The sequence below is a fragment of the Enterobacter cloacae complex sp. P29RS genome (assembly GCF_014893445.1).
GTDB lineage: Bacteria > Pseudomonadota > Gammaproteobacteria > Enterobacterales > Enterobacteriaceae > Enterobacter > Enterobacter intestinihominis.
The window spans coordinates 25,564-43,196 of the sequence record NZ_JADBPZ010000020.1; the positions used below are offsets into that span (position 1 = coordinate 25,564).

Sequence of the window (17,633 nt, forward strand, 5' to 3'; positions counted from 1 at the left end):
TATAAAGATATTACCGGAGATCCCTATGGCTAATAAAAAGTGGCTCTGTTTGATTTGCGGCTTTATTTATAACGAAGCAGAAGGTTGGCCAGATGACGGTATTCCTGCGGGTACACCGTGGGAAGAAGTACCGGGCGACTGGGTATGTCCTGAATGCCTGGTTGGTAAAGCCGATTTCGAAATGCTCGACATTACCGATTATGAACCTGCCGCCGTAGAAACCCTAAAGCAACTGGCGATAAACAACACGCTACAAGAAAAACCTCAACCGGTAGTCATTATCGGCAGCGGCCATAGCGGCTATCAGCTAGCAAGCAGTTTAAGAAGTAATTACCCCGATCTACCTATCACCCTGTTTACCGCTGACAATGGAGCCATTTATAGCAAGCCAGCCCTTTCCTGCGCTCTGGCTGCTGGTAAAAAGGCAGAGCAGTTACAACAAAGCAGTGCATTAGAATGGGAACAAAAACTCAACATTCGCCTCTACCCTAATACTAAGGTCTTGTCTATAAATCGGCAGCAACAGCGATTGGAAACCAACATTGGTTCCTATTCGTACGGACGCTTAGTATTGGCTACCGGCGCAGCACCGATTACACCAACCATTTCTGGCGACAGTTCACATTTTATCAGCGTGAATCAACTGCATGATTATGTGCAGTTCAGGCAGATCATCGCCGATAAACATCACATAACGATTCTTGGCGACGGACTTATTGGTTGCGAATTTGCTCACGACTTGGCCAGTGCAGGTTATGAAGTTACTGTTGTTGGATTAGGGCGCTGGCCAATGTCGACATTGTTACCTCAGCCTGTTGGCCTTGGTTTACAACACGCGTTGAGCCAACTTGGGGTGTCCTGGAAACTGAACACCACCATTGTCAATGCATCAGAGAGTATAGACCATTCTTGGCTTCTGACCTTGAGTAACGGTGAAATACTGCATACTGACTTGGTGCTAAGCGCCACAGGCCTCAGACCCAATGTTGCGCTTGCCCAACAGTGTGGACTGTCCGTCAAAAAAGGGATTTGCGTCAACCAATATGGGCAAACCAGTGATAGTTCTATCTTCGCACTTGGCGATTGTGCGGAATATCCTGGAGGCTGGCGCCCTTATATTGCGCCGATCAATCAGGCGCTGCCTGCACTGGTACAAAGCCTGGTCGGCAATCTGACCCCTGTAGATTTAACCCCCAGTCCAGTTATTGTTAAAACCCCCTGTGCACCACTATCTTTCTCACCACCGTTGCTTCCCGGTAAATGGCAAATTGAGCATCGAGGAGACTCAATCATGGCTCTGCATTATGACGCTAGTGACATGTTGACGGGCTTTGCCCTGTTAGGAGGCGCGCTCCAGCAGCAACGCCACGATTGGATGTCGGAAGTAATTAATACCCATGCCCGCCAATACGTTGAGGAAAACATATGATCCATTTACCTAATGACGATTCCAGTTGTGGCTGGTATGACGCTCTACCGTCACGACCACCAAAAAAGATGCTTGCTCGGCATGAAAACGCGGATTTTGTTGTGATCGGTGCAGGTTTCGCCGGCCTGGCCATCGCCCGCCGCCTGGCAGAACAAGCACCTACAGCCAGAGTTTTATTAGTAGACGCCCAACGCGTTGGTCAGGGCGCGTCTGGTCGTAATTCCGGATTCGTGATTGACCTACCCCATAAATTTTCGCTAGAACACCCCAATCCTGAACATAAGAAAAAAATTTTGCGACTTAATCGCCATGCTATCGCATTGCTGTCATCATTAGTTGAAAAATATAATATTAACTGTCAATGGTCAGCGACGGGGAAATATCAGGGCGCCGTAAGCGAACGTGGCATTGCCTATTTGGAGCACTTTGAAAAATTGATGCGCGACCTTGGTGAACCATGGCGCAGCGTCGATGGTACCGAGTTATCCGGGGTGTTAGGGACCAACTATTATCAACGTGCTATCTATACGCCTGGCAGTTACTTAATGCAACCCGCAGCGCTGGTGTGTGGCCTTGCTGACTCATTGCCGGCTAACGTGGAATTGCTAGAGAACACTCCAATACGCTCTCTTTCTAAAATGGGAAAACGATGGGTTTTGCAAAGTGATCGGCATTCTATCAGCACACCGACGCTGATGCTAGGCACCAGTATTTTCACCCGTGAATTCGGTTGGTTAAAAAACCGTTTACTACCTATTATGACCTTTGCCAGTTGGACTCGCCAACTGACTGACGATGAAATTAACCGGTATGGTGGGCAACTTAACTGGGGTCTGACGCCTGCTGACCATGCCGGTACGACACTGAGAATGACCATGGATAGACGTATTATGATCCGCAATACATACAAATATGTACCAAGGTACGGCAGTAGCATCACGAACGTCACACGACAACAAATACAAAAGGAACATCGCCAAGCTTTTTTAGCACGTTATCCTGAACTAGAAGATGTGCCTTTCACACATACGTGGGGAGGTACTTATGCAATTTCCCGCAATTTCACCAATTTCTTTGGTCAGCTTGAAGATGGAGTTTTTGCCTGCGCTTGTGACAACGGTGTCGGCGCTGCATGGGGTACAATTTCGGGCACATTGCTTGCCGACTTATACCTAAAAAACGAATCATCGTTACTCAATGACATTCATCGAGTAACGGGAATGCCTTCTCTTAATCCTCCAGAGCCTATTTTAGGACTTGGCGTTCGTGGAAGAATAAAAATTGAGAAATGGAGGAGTAAGGCTGAATTATAAATAAATACATTACTTGGTCGAAGAACGCAATATTTACAATGATTCCATAATCTATCACAAGTATCATTAATTTTCTTAGACCTTTTAGGCCGCAGAACTGTGAGAGTTGCGGCCATCTTACACTATTCATTTAGTGTCATTTTTAAAGTAAACTTGCTTAATACCACATTCCCGCCCGTCACCATGTGTAAGCACACCCGTTTTAGTTCCATACGAGCAACAGACTGTATTCACCTGCCCTCCCTGAATGGAGCTTCTGACATCGGGTATACGCATCTTTATATAATCCACCTCTAATTTTCCAGTTTCCCTGTTACACCCGTATCAGTTACAGGTGCCTCATCGCAGAGCCGCCACCATCAACACCTTTAACATGAAAATCACAACCCATTGAAATATTGTTACTTTTACTTTCCCTCATATTGGCATGGATTTCGCAACTTCGAGCATTCTGTCTCTGCCGATGGCCTCCGGTATTTCTGCCATCGGTAGGTTTATGGTTAATTTCAGGGGAAAGACGATGAAAGCAGCTCGTTGGTATCAGACCCGCGACATTCGTATCGATGATATTGAAGAACCGCAGGTTTCCGCCGGCAAGGTAAAAATCAAGGTCGCCTGGACCGGTATTTGCGGCAGCGATTTGCACGAGTATCTCGCCGGGCCGATTTTTATCCCGGTCGACCAACCTCACAAGCTAAGCCATGACATCGCCCCCATTGTCATGGGCCACGAGTTTTCCGGGGAAGTGGTGGACGTGGGGCTCGGCGTAACGAAATTCAAAGCCGGCGACCGCGTGGTCGTAGAGCCTATCCTGGCGTGTCAGCAGTGCGAAGCCTGCCGCGAAGGCAAATATAACCTGTGCGCCGATCTGGGTTTCCACGGCCTGTCCGGCGGTGGCGGCGGCTTCGCCTCCTTCACCCTGGTGGACGAGCATATGGTGCACCGCATGCCCGATTCGCTCAGCTATGAGCAGGGTGCGTTGGTAGAACCTGCAGCGGTAGCTCTGCACGCGGTGCGAATGAGCAAGCTGAAAACCGGCGATAAAGCGGCGGTCTTCGGTGCCGGCCCCATCGGTCTGCTGGTGATTGAAGCACTGCGCGCGGCCGGCGCGGCAGAAATCTATGTGGTCGAGCTGTCGCCCCGGCGGGCAGAAAAAGCGCGCGAGCTGGGGGCGAAAGCGGTGATAGATCCCAGCAAAGACGACGCCGTCGGTAGCATCCGCGCATTGAGCGCAGGTGGCGTTGACGTGGCGTTTGAAGTGACCGGCGTTCCGCTAGTGCTGAAACAATGTATCGACAGCACCCGCTACGAAGGCGAGACGATTATCGTCTCCATCTGGGAAGGGGAAGCGGCATTCCATCCAAATAAAGTGGTGCTCAGCGAACGTTCAGTAAAAGGGATTATCGCATATCGCCATATTTTCCCGGCGGTGATGGATCTGATGACCCAAGGCTACTTCCAGGCCGACAAGCTGGTGACCAAACGTATCGAACTGTCGGATTTGGTGGAACAGGGCTTTGAAGCGCTAGTGAAAGAGAAACAACAGGTTAAAATCCTGGTGCGTCCGCCGCAGTAGACCTATTGCGGGCATCGTGCGAAACTGCGGGTCGCCCGATAAAATGGACGGGCGATTCCTCCCCCGCAAGGCTACAGCGGAGCCGGCGAACGCAGGATCGCCGCCCGCAGCGCATCGGTCATCTCGTCGCGTAAGTCGCCGGTAGCGTCCGGAGCCATTTGCGCCACGCTGACGGTTTTCTCCGCCTGATAATAGCGCCCGCAGCCCAGCGCCGCCTCAAATTGATTGGCATGACGGTGAGCCGCAGCCAAATCACAATCCACCAACAGCGCAGCATGGGCCAGCACCACGTGATGTCGCGCCCCGCCGGCGGGTTGATTCGCCACCGGTTGCCAGTATTGGGCGGTGCCGGCGATTTTACGCGCCGTTTTCTCGTCGCCGCAGGCCAGATTGAAACGCCCGTCGCAAAACGATCCTGCCACCGCTTGCCAGTGCGCCGCCACGCCCCGCTCAGCCAGCGCGCTGCCGAGAATGGCGCACAGATGTCGATACACCTCTTCTGCCGCTTCGCCCAAGGGGCGCGCTATCTTGTAAGCCAAACTGATATTCACGATCCCTGGTCCCTGCGGCACCAGCCCGCCGCCGGACTTGCGCAAAAATACCGGGCACCCGGCGGCGGCAAACCGTTGGCGGACAGGCTCCAGCGCGGCGAAACGCTTATAGCTGCCCGGCACTACCAACGACAGCGGCGAATGCCACAGCTGTGCCGCCGCCTCACCGGCGGCGGCACGGGCAAACAGACCGGCTTCGGCCTGCGTGGGATCAGGAAAAAACAACAGCCGCGATGACGGCAGCGAAAAATGGCCGCCATTAACAGCGACGGCCGGGGAAATATCCTTCATCATCTCGCTTTATCCACCACTGATATGTTGCTGCAGCAACCGATTCACCTGCGCAGATTGCTCCATCTGCGGCATATGTCCGGCCCCGGCGATCCGTTCTACCCTGCTACCCGCCGGCGCCCGCTCCGCGTGGCTTGGCGGAATGATCGCATCCTCTTCGCCCCAAATCAGCAGCAGCGGTATCTCGCCGTTTAGCCGCCGCCCCGGCAACGCGGTCTGCCCATCGGCGCTGAAGAGAGTGTCATGCAGCTGTTGCAGGCAGTCAGTGACGCCGTCGAGCCGCTTGTATTTAAGCAAATCATCCAGCAACTGACGGCTGACTAATGCCGCATCGGCAAATAGCAGCTCCACCACAGGTTTGAGATCGCGCCGCGACTGCGCATCGATAAACCCTTGCGTATAACTCCGGTTAACCTCCGGCCCGAAGCCCGCACTGCCGATCAATGCCAGCGAGCGCACCTGCTGCGGGGCATCCAGCGCCAGTTGCGCAGCAACTGCGCCGCCCAACGAGTGGCCGATAAGATGTGCCGAAGGGATTGCCAGCGCCTGCATGAACTCGGCGACGAACCTCGCCAGCGCCGACAGGCTGCTGCCGGTAAGCCGGGTTTCCGTCCGACCATGGGCCGGGAGATCCAGCGCCACCACCGTGGCGTCCGGGAAAGCGTCCAGGTTAAACAACCAGTTGTCCAGGTCGCCGCCAAAACCGTGGATAAACAGCAGGGTTTCCGCACCTTCGCCCTTGCGAATATAGCGCACACGCAGGCCATCCGCCTCAATGAATTGATCGGCGCTGACCGGCTCATCGCCGTCGCCCTCCTCCTCCGGCACCACCCAGCTTTGGATAAAATCGTCGATCTGCCCGTCGCTTACCGTCGGCGGAGCCAACACGCCGAGCAACGCTTTCACCGGCAGCATGTCGCCCTCTTCTGCCACTTTGCGCCTGAGCACGCCGCCGTCTGTGGCCTCTACCGCATTGGCGATTTTATCGGTTTCCACGTTGAGGATCGGCATTCCGGGGACGATCTCCTGCCCCTCCTCAACCAGCCACTCGTTGACCGTGCCCTCACGCATTGACAGCCCCCACTTGGGCATCACCACCGGGATAATTGCTTCGCTCATCACTGTTTTCCTCTGTAGCTGAAGGTGCGTTTTACCGCGTCGACAATGCATGCGGCGCTGGGGATATACCGATCTTCCAGCGTCGGCGAGAACGGCACCGGCGTGTGCGGCGCGCAGACCATTTCGACCGGAGCTCTCAGCGCACCGAACGCATGCTGCCCCACCAGCGCGGCGATATCGGTGGCGATATTGCAGCGCGGATGCGCCTCATCCACCACCACCAACCGCCCGGTGTTCTCCACCGTTTCTATCACCGTGTCGAGGTCCAGCGGCGACAGCGAACGCAGATCCACCACCTCGACGTCAATGCCCTGCTGCGCCAACTGCTGCGCGGCGTTCAGCGCACGGTGTACCATCAGTCCGTAGGTGACGATCGACGCATCGCGGCCGTCACGCACAATGCTCGCCTCGCCAAATGGGATGGCATACGGTTTTTCCGGCACCTCGCCTTCCAGGCCATACAGATTTTTATGTTCGCAGAAGATAACCGGATCGTTGTCACGGATCGCCTGGATCAGCAGCCCTTTGGTATCGTAGGGCGTACTCGGGCAGATCACCTTCAAACCGGGAATATGGGTGAAAATCGGCGTCAACATCTGCGAATGTTGGGCGGCGGCCCGGAAACCGGCCCCTACCATCGCCCGGATCACCACCGGGGTTTCCGCCTTGCCGCCGAACATATAGCGGAACTTGGCCGCTTGATTAAAGATCTGGTCGAAACACACCCCCATAAAGTCGATGAACATCAGTTCAGCAATCGGCCGCATGCCGCAAGCCGCCGCACCTACCGCCGCGCCGACGTAGGCCGATTCCGACAACGGGGTATCCAGCAGGCGGTCGCCATGCTTGGCATACAGTCCTTTCGTCACGCCGAGCACCCCGCCCCAGGCATCTTTCTCGCCCTCGCCGCCCATACCGCCGACAATATCTTCCCCCAGCATAATCACGCTCGGATCGCGGGCCATTTCCTGGTCGATCGCTTCGTTGATCGCCATTTTCATGCTTAATTTACGCGCCATGGTGATCCCCTCTCAGTAGCTGACATAGACATCGGATAACAACTCGGCCGCGCTCGGTTCCGGGGCCGCTTTCGCTTCCTGCACCGCCTGCTCAATCAGCGCGGCCACCTCCCAGTCCACCTCGTCAAAGGCGTCGGCGCTGACGACCCCGGCCTGTTCGACCTGGGCGCGGAACAGCTTCAAGCAGTCTTGATTGGCGCGAATGTGTTCCAGTTCTTCACGTCCGCGATAGGTCTGCGCGTCGCCCTCAAAGTGGCCGTAGAAACGCACCATTTTACACTCCAGCAGCGCCGGGCCGCCGCCTTCTCTGGCGCGACGGATCAGCTCGCCGGCGGTTTCATACACCGCAAAGAAGTCGGTACCGTCCACGGTTACGCCGGGCAGCCCAAATCCCGCGGCACGGTCCACATAACTGTCCACAGCCGTGGCGTAGCTGCGCGAAGTGGCCTCGGCATAACCGTTGTTTTCGATGACGAAGATCACCGGCAGGTTCCACACCGCAGCCAGGTTAAGACTCTCTAAAAACGTTCCCTGGTTGGCCGCGCCGTCGCCGGCGAAAGTGATGCCGATCTCTCCCTTGCCACGAAATTTCGCCGCCAGCGCCGCACCGCAAATCAACGGTGCCCCCGCGCCGAGAATGCCGTTGGCGCCCATCATGCCTTTGCTGAGATCGGCAATATGCATCGAGCCGCCTTTGCCGTTACAGGCCCCCCCGTTTTTACCGTAGATCTCCTTCATCATGGCGATCACGTCCACTCCCTTGGCGATGCAGTGTCCGTGTCCTCGGTGGGTGCTCGCAATGCGGTCTCCATCCCCCAGATGTGAGAGGATCCCGACGGCGGTCGCCTCCTCTCCAGCGTAGAGATGGACAAACCCCGGGATGTCGCCCCGGGAAAAGTCGACGTGCAGCCGCTCTTCGAAGTGGCGAATGGTGCGCATACTGCGATACACGTTCAGCAACTGCTCTGCGCTGAGCAGACTACCGGGATTGCTGGTTTCTCTGGTGTTCATAACATTCTCCAACGGGTCGGGTGAAAAACGCCTCGGTTGATCAGGCTCCGTGACGCAGTAACTGTGCCGCAGCGGCATAGCGCAGGCAGGCGGTGACATCCAGTGAGCGAAACGCATGTTCCCGCAGGGCAATGGTGACCCGCTGCTGCGGGCCAAACGTCAACTCGCGTTCACCGTCGACGGCGATAACCCCCTGACGCAACAGCGGCTGATGGCTCTGGCCGTGATCGATAGACTGCCAGCGGGCGATAGCGACGTCCCCTATCACGCCGGGGACCAGCGGGGCCTGCAGGCGGCAGCCGCCGGGGCCAAAGGTCAACAGCAATCCCCCTGCGTCGAGGCGGCCGATCGGCTGCAACAGGCCGCCAATGGCGGACATGCCCACCGCCTGCGGCTCGGCGAAGCTGAGAAACAGCTGAGAGAGCGCTCCGCCGCTCCATAGCGATCGCGCGCCGATAAAGCGTTCATCGGTGACGGCGGCATCCACCAGCGCGATATCCTGACGGCGAGAGCCATCGGCGTCAGTGAGGGTAATATCCAGCCATTTATTCCACACCAGCGCCCGTTCAGCGGGAACGCTGCCGCGGGCATACAGCCCCAACGCCAGCCCGAGCACCGTCGGCTCATGCAGTTCCGGCCAGGCATTGTTGGTACCGGTAGACAGGCCCACGATCGGTACCCTACCGCAATGGCGGGCCACCGCGCGGTGGGTGCCGTCACCACCGAGCACCACGATGGCGGCCGCCCCCGCCTGCTGCATCTGCTGTGCGGCGTGAAAACTGTCCTGAACCGTGGCGCTGACCTCCATCGGCAGCCAACTGAGCTGCGGCAGCCGCCGGTCGGAGTTCTGGGACACTTCACGCAACAACAACGCCCGCAACCCTTCCCGGTCCGGCATCATGCGCACTTCAGCAATGCCGCAGGCGGCCAGCGCCGCCATCAAGCGCAGCAGCAGGTTGACCCGCTCGGCCAACGGCAGCGTACCGGCATTGCCAACCACACGGCGGATATCTCGGGCAGAAACCGGGTTGGCGATTATCCCAATCCACGGCTGGGGGGCGGCTGGCTGTCTCATCGGCATATCTCCATCATCAACTGGGTGAGATAACGCAAATGCCGTGCCATGCGCGTTAATTAATGGTTAAACTTAAGTTAATCATATGGTTGGCGAGGCATGGAAAAGCAGGGCGCAGGGCGGGGCGGTACAGGTGTCACCTGTTCAGCCTGCGGCGGCTGAAACAGGTGTATCGGGGGGTAACGCGATGGGAAAGGCGGGTTTAATCATGCACCGGCGACTGAATGCCAAAGCGCTGCATACGGCGATAGAGCGTCATCCGGCTGATGCCCATTTGCCGTGCGACAGCGCTATGGTTCCAGCGTGCGGCACGCAGATACTGGACCAACAACTGCGCCTCCGGCGGCAGCGCCGCCTCGGCTTGCGAGTGAATCGCCGGCAACGGACTGCCGGGGAGCGCCGCCGTCACCCCTTCCGGCAGATCGGTGACCTCTATGCGGCCCCCATCGCAGAGCGCGGCGGCGTAATCCAGCGCATTGCTCAGTTCACGCAGGTTACCCGGCCAACGATGCTGATGCAGGCAGCGACGCGCGGCGGCTGAGAGCTGCGCCTTACCGGCCAACAGGTTATCCACGACCCAATCGAGATCGCTGCGCTGGCGTAGTGCAGGCAGCGAGATGCGCGCCCCCTGTAAGCGGTAGAAAAGATCGGCACGGAAGCGCCCTTCCTGCACCAGTTGCTCCAGCGCGTGGTGCGACGCGGAGATCACCCGGATATCCACCGACACCGGCCGCGTGGCACCTACCGGCAACACCTCCTGTTCCGCCAATACCCGCAGCAGCCGGGTCTGCATCTCCAGCGGCATGTCGCCTATCTCATCAAGGAACAGCGTTCCGCCGTCGGCTTCCTGAATCAGCCCGCGCCGCCCCTTGCTGGCGGCACCGGAGAAACTGCCGGGCAGATGGCCGAACAGTTCGCTCTCAATCAGCGCCGCCGGGATCGCCGCACAGTTCACCGCCACAAACGATCGATGGCGGCGGTTGCTTGCCTGGTGAAAGGCTTTGGCAAAAAACTCTTTCCCACTGCCGGTTTCACCGTGAACCATCAGGTGCAACGACGCTTCCAGCAGTCGGGCGGCGCGCTGAAGCTGAAGCTGCAACGCAGCGTCGCCGCCGTTAAGTGCGGCCAACGCCGGCGGTAACGCGCCTTGGCTGACTGTGGATTTACGCGGCGTACGCCGGGCGGGCTGCACGGCAGTGACATACAGTTTCTCGCCGCTGCGGGCGCGTTCGAGCGTCCCCTGTTGCCCGCTGGCACTGGCCAGCCAGTCGGGGAGGCTATCGATGGAAACATTAAACAGCTGTTCAATCGGTAGGCCAAGCAACGTGCTGCGGCAATGAACCGGCGCCGCGGCGATGCCCAGCTCCTTTTCCAGCATGCGCTGGGCGCGGTGGTTATGCCCCACCACTTCACCGGCGGCATCAAAGGCGATCAGGAAATCCGGGCTAACCTCGACAAACGGCGAGGCTGGGCTGAGCTTCAGCACCCAGTCACTGCGGTGGCGATGCTCAAACCAGGCGTTTTCAATCTGATGCGCATAAATTTTAGCGAGCTGTAACGCCAACTGCTGACTGGATTTAGGCTGCGGCGAGCTGAGTGCCGAAATATCAAGAATGGCGTTTAACTGGCCTTGCGGATCGAAAAGCGGAACGGCGGTGCAGGTCAGCGGTATATGGGTGGCATCAAAATGGTCGGTCTGATGCACGGTCAGCGCCTTACCGGTTGCCAGCGCAGTCCCCACAGCGCAGGTACCGGCATAGGCTTCTGTCCACTGCGCCCCGAGAAACAGCCCGGCACGGCGTAGGCTGATTTCCGAATTGCTGTCCCCCAGATAATCTACGGTAATACCCCGCGCATCGGTGAGTAATAACACGTAGCCGGCGGCGGCGATCTGTTTATACAGCATGGTCAGACCGTGATAGGCGATGTGGCGAAACTCTTCCATCTCCTGGCGATATTCCCGCAATTCATTCCATGACAATATGCGCGCATCCTGCATGCGGGTAGGATCAAGCCCATGATATTCCACGCAGCGTTGCCAGGAGTCACGAATGGTCTGTTCATATGAGCACCGGGCTGACAGATACATCTTATTACTGAGACTGGCCATTACCGTGGCAATATGTTCGCGCTGGCTCTGATTCACGGGTCTTTCTCCTGTAGCGGCACGCAGGATATAACCGCTGTCGACCAGCATCGGGCGCGGAGCCCATAATCGGCAGGTTTTAGCGTACCGGGCGTTAACGGTTCTCTTTATCAGACTAACTACCGGAGAGAGTTTTTCACCGCATCCGGGTGTAATCTGTGATCGATCACTCAACGCAACTACTTTATTTAATCAGAAAGAGGCCTGCGTGGGCTTCCGGCTAAGCTGCGTGGGCTGGCGGGGTATCATTATCTCATATCAATGCCCTGCCGGTTGCCAGAATACACAAGCAACATGAAGTCGGATATTCCTGATTATGAATGGATCATATTCGGGGTCAGAGTCACAAAGCGACATTACTAACTGACAGTTGTATCTAATACCGGGGCAGGTCACTGTAGCGAATGTCAAAACGCTGTGATCGACTCTGCACATCTTTCCGTATACCAGAAACTATATGATGACCTGAAAATATTACAGCCTAGTATTAAAAACCAGTCATCTCAGAAGAGAATATCCTCTGATATATCTCATTGTAAGAGAGTGATGCTATCCTTTGGTATTAATCTCAACGATGGAGACGCCGATAAGCCACAAACATGAGCCAGCACATATTCGCCGTGAGAAATTCAGGAATATAATCAGGAAGCTTATGGTTTTAAATAAACCTGTAAATATTTTTCGCGTAGCTCGGGAAGCGGGCGTTAGCACTTCATTGATTCACAACTACTATCCAGATATCGCAGATGAAATCAGGAGGATAGCAGATAATACCCCCCGACGTTCTCGGGCAACATTACGTGAAAAGTTAAAGGATGCAAATGCCAAAAACAAAGTTTTACAGGATGAGATCCAACAACTTCAGCTTCGAATATCAAAGCTGGCAACCATCAATGAAATGCTGAATTACAATCTAAAAAATAAACCTTCTCGAAATAAATAAAAAAACATACCAGTACTCAGTTAGCTAACCATTTTCCATAGGCATCAATGTCAATCATTGGCACAGTGCCACTAAATTGAAGCTGTGCAATAAGCCTGAAAAGGAAAGCGGTAGCTGGTTTATTTCCTGGTTCAAAATTGAATTTTCCATCAATGTTATTGAAGTAAAAATGCCCATGTGATGCAACACAGCCCATATCAAGTCGTCCATCTGATAAATCCCCATTGAGAGCTTTGTCGAACGACACCCCCAAAGCAGGACTCCAGTCACTTTCAAAAGTAAGTAACCCTCCCAAAATTGGAATGAGTGGTTTTGCTGGATATGTCCCGCCAGCATGCGGAATTGGAAGGCTGGTACGATGAAGTCTGCGAACACTTGCAACTTTTCGCTGAGCATAAGTAACAAGCTCTGCTGATGCTGATTGCTTCGCTTCAAAAACCGCATAGACGCTTTCTGCTGGAACAATTATTTGATCATTAAATTTAAAAATAAATGGTGAGTACTGCCTGTCAAAAACGACCACATCAATCTGATCACTAAAATTACCCAAACTATCAACTACAAAAGCATTAGCTGCCTGGTAGCGTTTGGGAAGATATGTATCGAGCATTTCAATCCATACTCCTTCACTGGCATCCCCTTTAGCTCCTGGATGATGGAAAGCTTTACGTGCAGTTCCCAATCGAAGTTGAATGTCTTCATGTAACGAAGCAAATAGTTGAGAAAGTGACCAATTTGACATAATAGATTCCTTTATTCAGTAATACTCATACGTTGCATAAGTATGCATGGCCCACGATACTATTTATGGGCATTTATCTTTACTATATTATTAGCGGTCAATAAATGCAGGTGTTGGTGTCATTTTATTGACTACCTGCAGTGCTGAATGGACTGACACCGCGCTATATGGGTAGGCCGCAAGAATTATTGATGGAATTAGCCGCTGGGTAATATCTGAGAAAGTAAATCCCGGCGAATTCGTGTCCCTTGGACCGGTTAACCTGACTAATTCTTCTATCGCCGTAGAATTTAATCCCAACCCCGTAAGTTTTGAATGCAACAAATAGTGTCGTTGTTCATCATTTGGCCGGGAAAAAGTTAAAACTTCAGCAGCACGACGCTGGACGGCCGGATCCAGAGCTTTCAGCCGGTTAGTACACATAAGAACTGCCGCTGGTAGTTTCTGATTGGCGATCCGATCTATTCCGCGAATAAAAGCGTTTACACCAGCACGATCCTCATGGTGCATCTGAGCATTTTCCCGGGATTGAGCCAATGCATCAGCTTCATCAATCAACAGCAAAACCGCACCACGAGCTTTTCCATTCGTGTTTTTTAATTTATCTGCGGCCTCAATGGTGTAATCAAATGCAGCTGAAACCAGCTGAGTCATTTCGCCAACTCTCCCCTGCCCTCGGGTAGCAAGGCTCAAAGGATACAACGTAATATCAATATCTTCCTGCCGGGCAACAGCATCACCAATGGTTTCCGCCAGCTCTGTTTTACCTGAGCCCACGTCCCCAGCCAATACAACTAAAGGTGGCCGTCTGAGTACTGTATCAACAGCCGCACGAGCATCTGGATGATATTTTTTAGCCCATTCCTGAATCCCATAAGGATTTACAAGCAAGCCTAATATTTTTGATAATCGATCTTTGTGCTCATCAAGACCAACTAAACGAGCCAGACGCTCCTGAGGCTCAAAATCAGGGAAATTAATACGCCGCTCAAACAATTCATCAAGTGATGGTTTTACGTTCATACAAAATTCCTTACGCTAGTGCGAGTGAGGGAGCGACCACCGGCCGAGTAAGTCTTATCATTTTCGAGGTAGCCATTAATCCCTGGAGACTGGGCACCAACCCGTTTGAATGGTAGATCTTTCAAAGCAGTATCTTTTTCCGATTGAGTAGCATTCAGATATTTCGAGCTATAAGTCATAAAACTGTAGAAGGATGCACCCGATACATCTTTTCCTGGGCGGATTTTTCCGGGATCGTCATCTGTTCCTGAACCAAGCAAGTCGCCTGCGGTATATCGAAGGGTCGGCTCGATCCAGTTATTATTTTTCTGAAAACCATAAGAGACCTCCCCCAAATATCCAGCCTTAAGAAACACAACCAATTCTTCTTCGTATGCTTCAATGTCGGCATCACTGGGGTAACCATAAAAACGCTGCATCCGCCGCAAGTCAGTTGCAACTTTAGCAGCCATGTGACGAGCGTGGGTTACGCTGAAAGTTTGTGTCTCTGCTACAGTATAACTATAAGAAGACATAATGATTTCACCCTTGGAATGAAGAACCGAGAACTTTCTGCCAATAGGTTACGGTTAATTGCTTGGTTGGTGCATAGAATGCAGCATCAATAGCGTCACCGGCATCCATTGCGGCGTCAATGATGGCGTCCACATTAGACTGCGTATATAAACGAGCAACATTATTAACAGGATTAACGGGATCGATAATCTGCACTAAGTCTGACAACTTGCCTATTTTTGACGCATGATAATTATCCTCGAAGACAATGCGTTCACGTAATTCAGTGCTCACCAGATAGGTAAAAAATGCCTGTAAAGCTTCCGGATAATTCGAGAAATCCACACCATTATCCAGTAATTTTGCAAGAATCAATTCAATCATGAACGATTTAAAGCGAAAATTCGGTCGCTCTTGTTTCATCAAACGAGCCCAATATTTCGCTAAACGAACAACCTGAGCAAAATGCTTCGGGGCAGCACGCTTGCGGGCTTTGATGAAATCAAGGTGCAGAGGAATACTGGTTTCAAGGAACGAGCCATCTTCCTGGCTTATCAAATGACCTCGCCAGTCAGGTAACCCCGAATACAATACAGGGACAATATCGACATCTAAGCCAGAGCCCCGGAAGGAAACCGTTACAGAGTATGTCTGGGGTTTAACCTGATCAGGACTAAAGTTAGGAAATGCTTGACGCAATCTATCAGCAAGATAGTCAAGTAACTCACGTAAATCCTGTGGTGCATCAGAGCCGCTGATATACACAGCCACATCAATATCGTTTAACGAGCGAAGAGCAGTTCCTTTAGCCAGACTACCTGATGGAATCATTCGCTTTAATGAAAAGTCAGGATGATCAGAAAGATACCCTTCCAGTTTGTTCTGTAATCGCTTGGCCTGTTCCCTGAATTCATCAGCCTTTACTTTTGGAAGATTTACCTTATCCTCGGCAAACCGCGCTATAGTTTTATGGTCGACATGTTCTGTTGACATCTCATCCTCACTAGAAGTCTTCACTCTATCCAAGCCGGACGACATGTCATGTTCATCTTCGTCGGCCACAAAGTTCGGTATAGCGAACTTTTTATAAGAATGAGTGCATTTTTCATACTTGTCAAACTTTTTGTTCGGAATAGTGGTACAATGATGGAAGAGATAAATGAGGAGATGTAACAATGGCAACCCGTCTTGGCGAAAAACTTCGCGATTTGCGTAAACAGCGTGGATTAACACTGGAAAAACTCGCTGACATGGCTGGACTCAGTAAAAGCTATCTATGGGAACTGGAAAATCGCGAGTCTCAACGTCCTTCGGCAGAAAAGCTCACTGCCCTGGCAGATGCACTGGGAGTTGGGACTAGTTTCTTTTTAGAAGATGATCTTAGAGAGCCGGAAGAAAGACATCTTGATGATGCTTTCTTTCGTGGCTATAAAAACCTTGAACCTGAGGCTAAAGCACAGTTAAGAAAAATATTGGACACCTTTAAAAAGGACTTTTAGTTATGCCAGAAAAAGAGATATGGACGCCTCAAAAAGCAGCTATTCGGCTAACAAAAATTTGCGATACTTTCAGTGAGATTCACGGCACAGAACGATTTCCTGTTAACGTTGGTGAGTTGTCTCTGGGGGCAGCAGAGTTATTCCAGTGGGCTGACCCTATAGTAAAAATAGAACCCGTTGACATCAAAGGATTTGATGGTGCATTAATTGCCAATGAAGCCCGCAGCCGTTGGATGCTACTTTACAATAACGGTTTAACATCCCCTGGTAGAATTCGATTCACTCAGGCACATGAACTGGGACATTACGTACTTCATCGTCTAAATCGTGATGAGTTCAGATGTAGCAGTGATGATATGCTATCCTGGGAAGATAAAAATATTGAATCAGAAGCAGATTTATTTGCTTCTTACTTACTGATGCCATTCAATGACTTCCGGAAACAGTTGACGTCAGACGTTGATATTGAAGTATTACGTCAGTATGCGATTCGTTATGGGGTATCGCTGACAGCAGCTGCATTGAAATGGCTTGAATGTACTGAAGAAAATGCCGTATTCATTTTATCTCGTGACGGGTACATGAAATGGGCCTTTTCCAGCCCGGCGGCTCGCCGTAACGGAGCCTTCTTTCGCACACAACGCAATGTTGTATGTATTCCAGAAGGATCGCTTGCTGCAAACCAGAACATTTCAATGGAAAGAGCAGGAATGAAGATCCCTGCATCAATTTGGTTCCCTTATGCAGATAAAGACGCTTCAGTTCGTGAAATGAAAATACAATCAGAGCAATATGAATATGTCATCACCCTTCTAATCCTTTCCCGAAAAACAAATGTATGGCCTCCCTTTCATGGGGAAGATGAGTAAAGATCTTTTTCATATAAAGTGGCATGCATATTTTGCAAGAAAAATAATTAGTTGAAAGCGTCAGCATAACCCATTGATATTAATAAATTTAAAAAGACCTAACAGTTAACATGGGCCCATAAGGTGTGAAAAACTGGCCGCGGTACTTGTCACCCAGATCCAGTTGCATGAAGACCTTTCCCAGGAAGTCATTGAATTGCTCCATCATGCTCGTCGACACCAGGGCAAGCAGCTGCGCCATGCGACTGACGTCCGTTTTCTCATAGCCTTTGACGATCTGCAGGTACTTGTCTTCCCGCTTTTGGTTGAAGCAAAGGCGGTTCTCCAGCGCGATGACGCTGCAGCTGACGAAGTCCTCAAACACCTTGGCGCGCCGGTGATACCGCGCCGTCTCATTGAAAAGTGAGATGAACGCTTTTTCATGGTTAATGAGTCCGGACATACGTGTTCTCCAAAAAAAGGGAACACGGATCCCGGGCGGGAAACAATGTTCCCCGAGGGATGAAAAAAGACCACCGGAAAATCCGGTGGT

The 17,633-nt window shown here is 52.5% G+C and carries 16 protein-coding genes and 1 pseudogene; 6 read left to right on the forward strand and 11 right to left on the reverse strand.

Features of this window, described 5'->3' with window-relative positions; translation table 11 throughout:
* Positions 1-25: 25 nt before the first annotated feature.
* From IM282_RS15475 to IM282_RS15485, 3 genes are all read left to right on the forward strand, one after another.
* Complete coding sequence (locus IM282_RS15475) at positions 26-1,429, forward strand: FAD-dependent oxidoreductase (RefSeq protein ID WP_192970556.1); 1,404 nt, start codon at positions 26-28, stop codon at positions 1,427-1,429.
* A complete protein-coding gene (locus IM282_RS15480) occupies positions 1,426-2,742 on the forward strand; it encodes an FAD-binding oxidoreductase (protein WP_192970557.1) in 1,317 nt (438 codons plus the stop codon). Before IM282_RS15475 ends, IM282_RS15480 begins: the two co-directional genes overlap by 4 nt.
* A gap of 520 nt (positions 2,743-3,262) precedes the next feature.
* Positions 3,263-4,318, forward strand: coding sequence for a 2,3-butanediol dehydrogenase (locus tag IM282_RS15485; RefSeq protein WP_192970558.1), 1,056 nt, complete (start codon positions 3,263-3,265; stop codon positions 4,316-4,318).
* A 71-nt stretch (positions 4,319-4,389) separates the two neighbouring features.
* On the opposite strand, the gene IM282_RS15490 is transcribed toward IM282_RS15485, so the two are convergent.
* The 6 genes from IM282_RS15490 to IM282_RS15515 all read right to left on the reverse strand — a co-directional run bounded on the left by IM282_RS15490 (position 4,390) and on the right by IM282_RS15515 (position 11,530).
* On the reverse strand, positions 4,390-5,163 hold the full coding sequence (locus IM282_RS15490) for a lipoate--protein ligase family protein (RefSeq protein WP_192970559.1): 774 nt from the start codon (positions 5,161-5,163) through the stop codon (positions 4,390-4,392).
* A 6-nt stretch (positions 5,164-5,169) separates the two neighbouring features.
* Positions 5,170-6,279 carry an acetoin dehydrogenase dihydrolipoyllysine-residue acetyltransferase subunit gene (locus IM282_RS15495; RefSeq protein ID WP_192970560.1) on the reverse strand — a complete coding sequence of 370 codons (1,110 nt, stop codon included), beginning with the start codon at positions 6,277-6,279 and terminating at the stop codon, positions 5,170-5,172.
* Positions 6,279-7,298: an alpha-ketoacid dehydrogenase subunit beta gene (locus IM282_RS15500; RefSeq protein WP_192970561.1), complete on the reverse strand. Its 1,020-nt coding sequence runs from the start codon at positions 7,296-7,298 to the stop codon at positions 6,279-6,281. Before IM282_RS15500 ends, IM282_RS15495 begins: the two co-directional genes overlap by 1 nt.
* Before the next feature lie 12 nt (positions 7,299-7,310).
* Positions 7,311-8,276: a thiamine pyrophosphate-dependent dehydrogenase E1 component subunit alpha gene (locus tag IM282_RS15505; protein ID WP_370553799.1), complete on the reverse strand. Its 966-nt coding sequence runs from the start codon at positions 8,274-8,276 to the stop codon at positions 7,311-7,313.
* A gap of 73 nt (positions 8,277-8,349) precedes the next feature.
* Positions 8,350-9,384: an NAD(+)/NADH kinase gene (locus IM282_RS15510; protein WP_192970563.1), complete on the reverse strand. Its 1,035-nt coding sequence runs from the start codon at positions 9,382-9,384 to the stop codon at positions 8,350-8,352.
* Positions 9,385-9,586: 202 nt separating this feature from the next.
* Positions 9,587-11,530 carry a sigma-54-dependent Fis family transcriptional regulator gene (locus tag IM282_RS15515; RefSeq protein ID WP_192970564.1) on the reverse strand — a complete coding sequence of 648 codons (1,944 nt, stop codon included), beginning with the start codon at positions 11,528-11,530 and terminating at the stop codon, positions 9,587-9,589.
* Positions 11,531-12,182: 652 nt separating this feature from the next.
* Between IM282_RS15515 and IM282_RS15520 the strand changes: the two genes are divergently transcribed.
* The gene (locus tag IM282_RS15520) at positions 12,183-12,473 is read left to right on the forward strand and encodes a hypothetical protein (RefSeq protein WP_192970565.1); all 291 of its coding nucleotides are present in this window, start codon (positions 12,183-12,185) and stop codon (positions 12,471-12,473) included.
* Positions 12,474-12,489: 16 nt separating this feature from the next.
* On the opposite strand, the gene nucC is transcribed toward IM282_RS15520, so the two are convergent.
* The 4 genes from nucC to IM282_RS15540 form a co-directional block, all read right to left on the reverse strand.
* Positions 12,490-13,215 (reverse strand): CBASS effector endonuclease NucC, encoded by a 726-nt coding sequence (gene nucC / locus IM282_RS15525; RefSeq protein ID WP_192970566.1) that lies wholly within the window; start codon positions 13,213-13,215, stop codon positions 12,490-12,492.
* A gap of 90 nt (positions 13,216-13,305) precedes the next feature.
* Positions 13,306-14,238, reverse strand: a complete 933-nt coding sequence (gene cap6 / locus IM282_RS15530; protein WP_192970567.1) for a CBASS phage resistance system CD-NTase-associated protein Cap6 — start codon at positions 14,236-14,238, stop codon at positions 13,306-13,308.
* Positions 14,235-14,753 (reverse strand): CBASS phage resistance system CD-NTase-associated protein Cap7, encoded by a 519-nt coding sequence (gene cap7 / locus IM282_RS15535; RefSeq protein ID WP_000100572.1) that lies wholly within the window; start codon positions 14,751-14,753, stop codon positions 14,235-14,237. The genes cap6 and cap7 overlap by 4 nt, the downstream gene beginning before the upstream one ends.
* A gap of 7 nt (positions 14,754-14,760) precedes the next feature.
* Positions 14,761-15,726, reverse strand: a complete 966-nt coding sequence (locus IM282_RS15540; protein ID WP_192970568.1) for a CBASS oligonucleotide cyclase — start codon at positions 15,724-15,726, stop codon at positions 14,761-14,763.
* Positions 15,727-15,908: 182 nt separating this feature from the next.
* On the opposite strand from IM282_RS15540, the gene IM282_RS15545 reads away from it, so the two are divergent.
* Complete coding sequence (locus tag IM282_RS15545; protein WP_001515173.1) at positions 15,909-16,232, forward strand: helix-turn-helix domain-containing protein; 324 nt, start codon at positions 15,909-15,911, stop codon at positions 16,230-16,232.
* A 2-nt stretch (positions 16,233-16,234) separates the two neighbouring features.
* Positions 16,235-17,101: an ImmA/IrrE family metallo-endopeptidase gene (locus IM282_RS15550; RefSeq protein ID WP_192970569.1), complete on the forward strand. Its 867-nt coding sequence runs from the start codon at positions 16,235-16,237 to the stop codon at positions 17,099-17,101.
* Positions 17,102-17,219: 118 nt separating this feature from the next.
* On the opposite strand, the pseudogene IM282_RS15555 reads toward IM282_RS15550, so the two are convergent.
* Positions 17,220-17,543: pseudogene (locus IM282_RS15555) on the reverse strand (SAM-dependent DNA methyltransferase); the annotation flags it as partial.
* Between the last annotated feature and the right edge of the window lie 90 nt (positions 17,544-17,633).

What these genes read in the sequence shown, in the direction of transcription:
- IM282_RS15475 (WP_192970556.1), top strand. Translation starts at nt 26, where the DNA reads ATGGCTAATAAAAAGTGGCTCTGTTTGATTTGCGGCTTTATTTATAAC.
- IM282_RS15480 (WP_192970557.1), top strand. Translation starts at nt 1,426, where the DNA reads ATGATCCATTTACCTAATGACGATTCCAGTTGTGGCTGGTATGACGCT.
- IM282_RS15485 (WP_192970558.1), top strand. Translation starts at nt 3,263, where the DNA reads ATGAAAGCAGCTCGTTGGTATCAGACCCGCGACATTCGTATCGATGAT.
- IM282_RS15490 (WP_192970559.1), bottom strand. Translation starts at nt 5,163, where the DNA reads ATGATGAAGGATATTTCCCCGGCCGTCGCTGTTAATGGCGGCCATTTT.
- IM282_RS15495 (WP_192970560.1), bottom strand. Translation starts at nt 6,279, where the DNA reads ATGAGCGAAGCAATTATCCCGGTGGTGATGCCCAAGTGGGGGCTGTCA.
- IM282_RS15500 (WP_192970561.1), bottom strand. Translation starts at nt 7,298, where the DNA reads ATGGCGCGTAAATTAAGCATGAAAATGGCGATCAACGAAGCGATCGAC.
- IM282_RS15510 (WP_192970563.1), bottom strand. Translation starts at nt 9,384, where the DNA reads ATGAGACAGCCAGCCGCCCCCCAGCCGTGGATTGGGATAATCGCCAAC.
- IM282_RS15520 (WP_192970565.1), top strand. Translation starts at nt 12,183, where the DNA reads ATGGTTTTAAATAAACCTGTAAATATTTTTCGCGTAGCTCGGGAAGCG.
- nucC (WP_192970566.1), bottom strand. Translation starts at nt 13,215, where the DNA reads ATGTCAAATTGGTCACTTTCTCAACTATTTGCTTCGTTACATGAAGAC.
- cap6 (WP_192970567.1), bottom strand. Translation starts at nt 14,238, where the DNA reads ATGAACGTAAAACCATCACTTGATGAATTGTTTGAGCGGCGTATTAAT.
- cap7 (WP_000100572.1), bottom strand. Translation starts at nt 14,753, where the DNA reads ATGTCTTCTTATAGTTATACTGTAGCAGAGACACAAACTTTCAGCGTA.
- IM282_RS15540 (WP_192970568.1), bottom strand. Translation starts at nt 15,726, where the DNA reads ATGTCAACAGAACATGTCGACCATAAAACTATAGCGCGGTTTGCCGAG.
- IM282_RS15545 (WP_001515173.1), top strand. Translation starts at nt 15,909, where the DNA reads ATGGCAACCCGTCTTGGCGAAAAACTTCGCGATTTGCGTAAACAGCGT.
- IM282_RS15550 (WP_192970569.1), top strand. Translation starts at nt 16,235, where the DNA reads ATGCCAGAAAAAGAGATATGGACGCCTCAAAAAGCAGCTATTCGGCTA.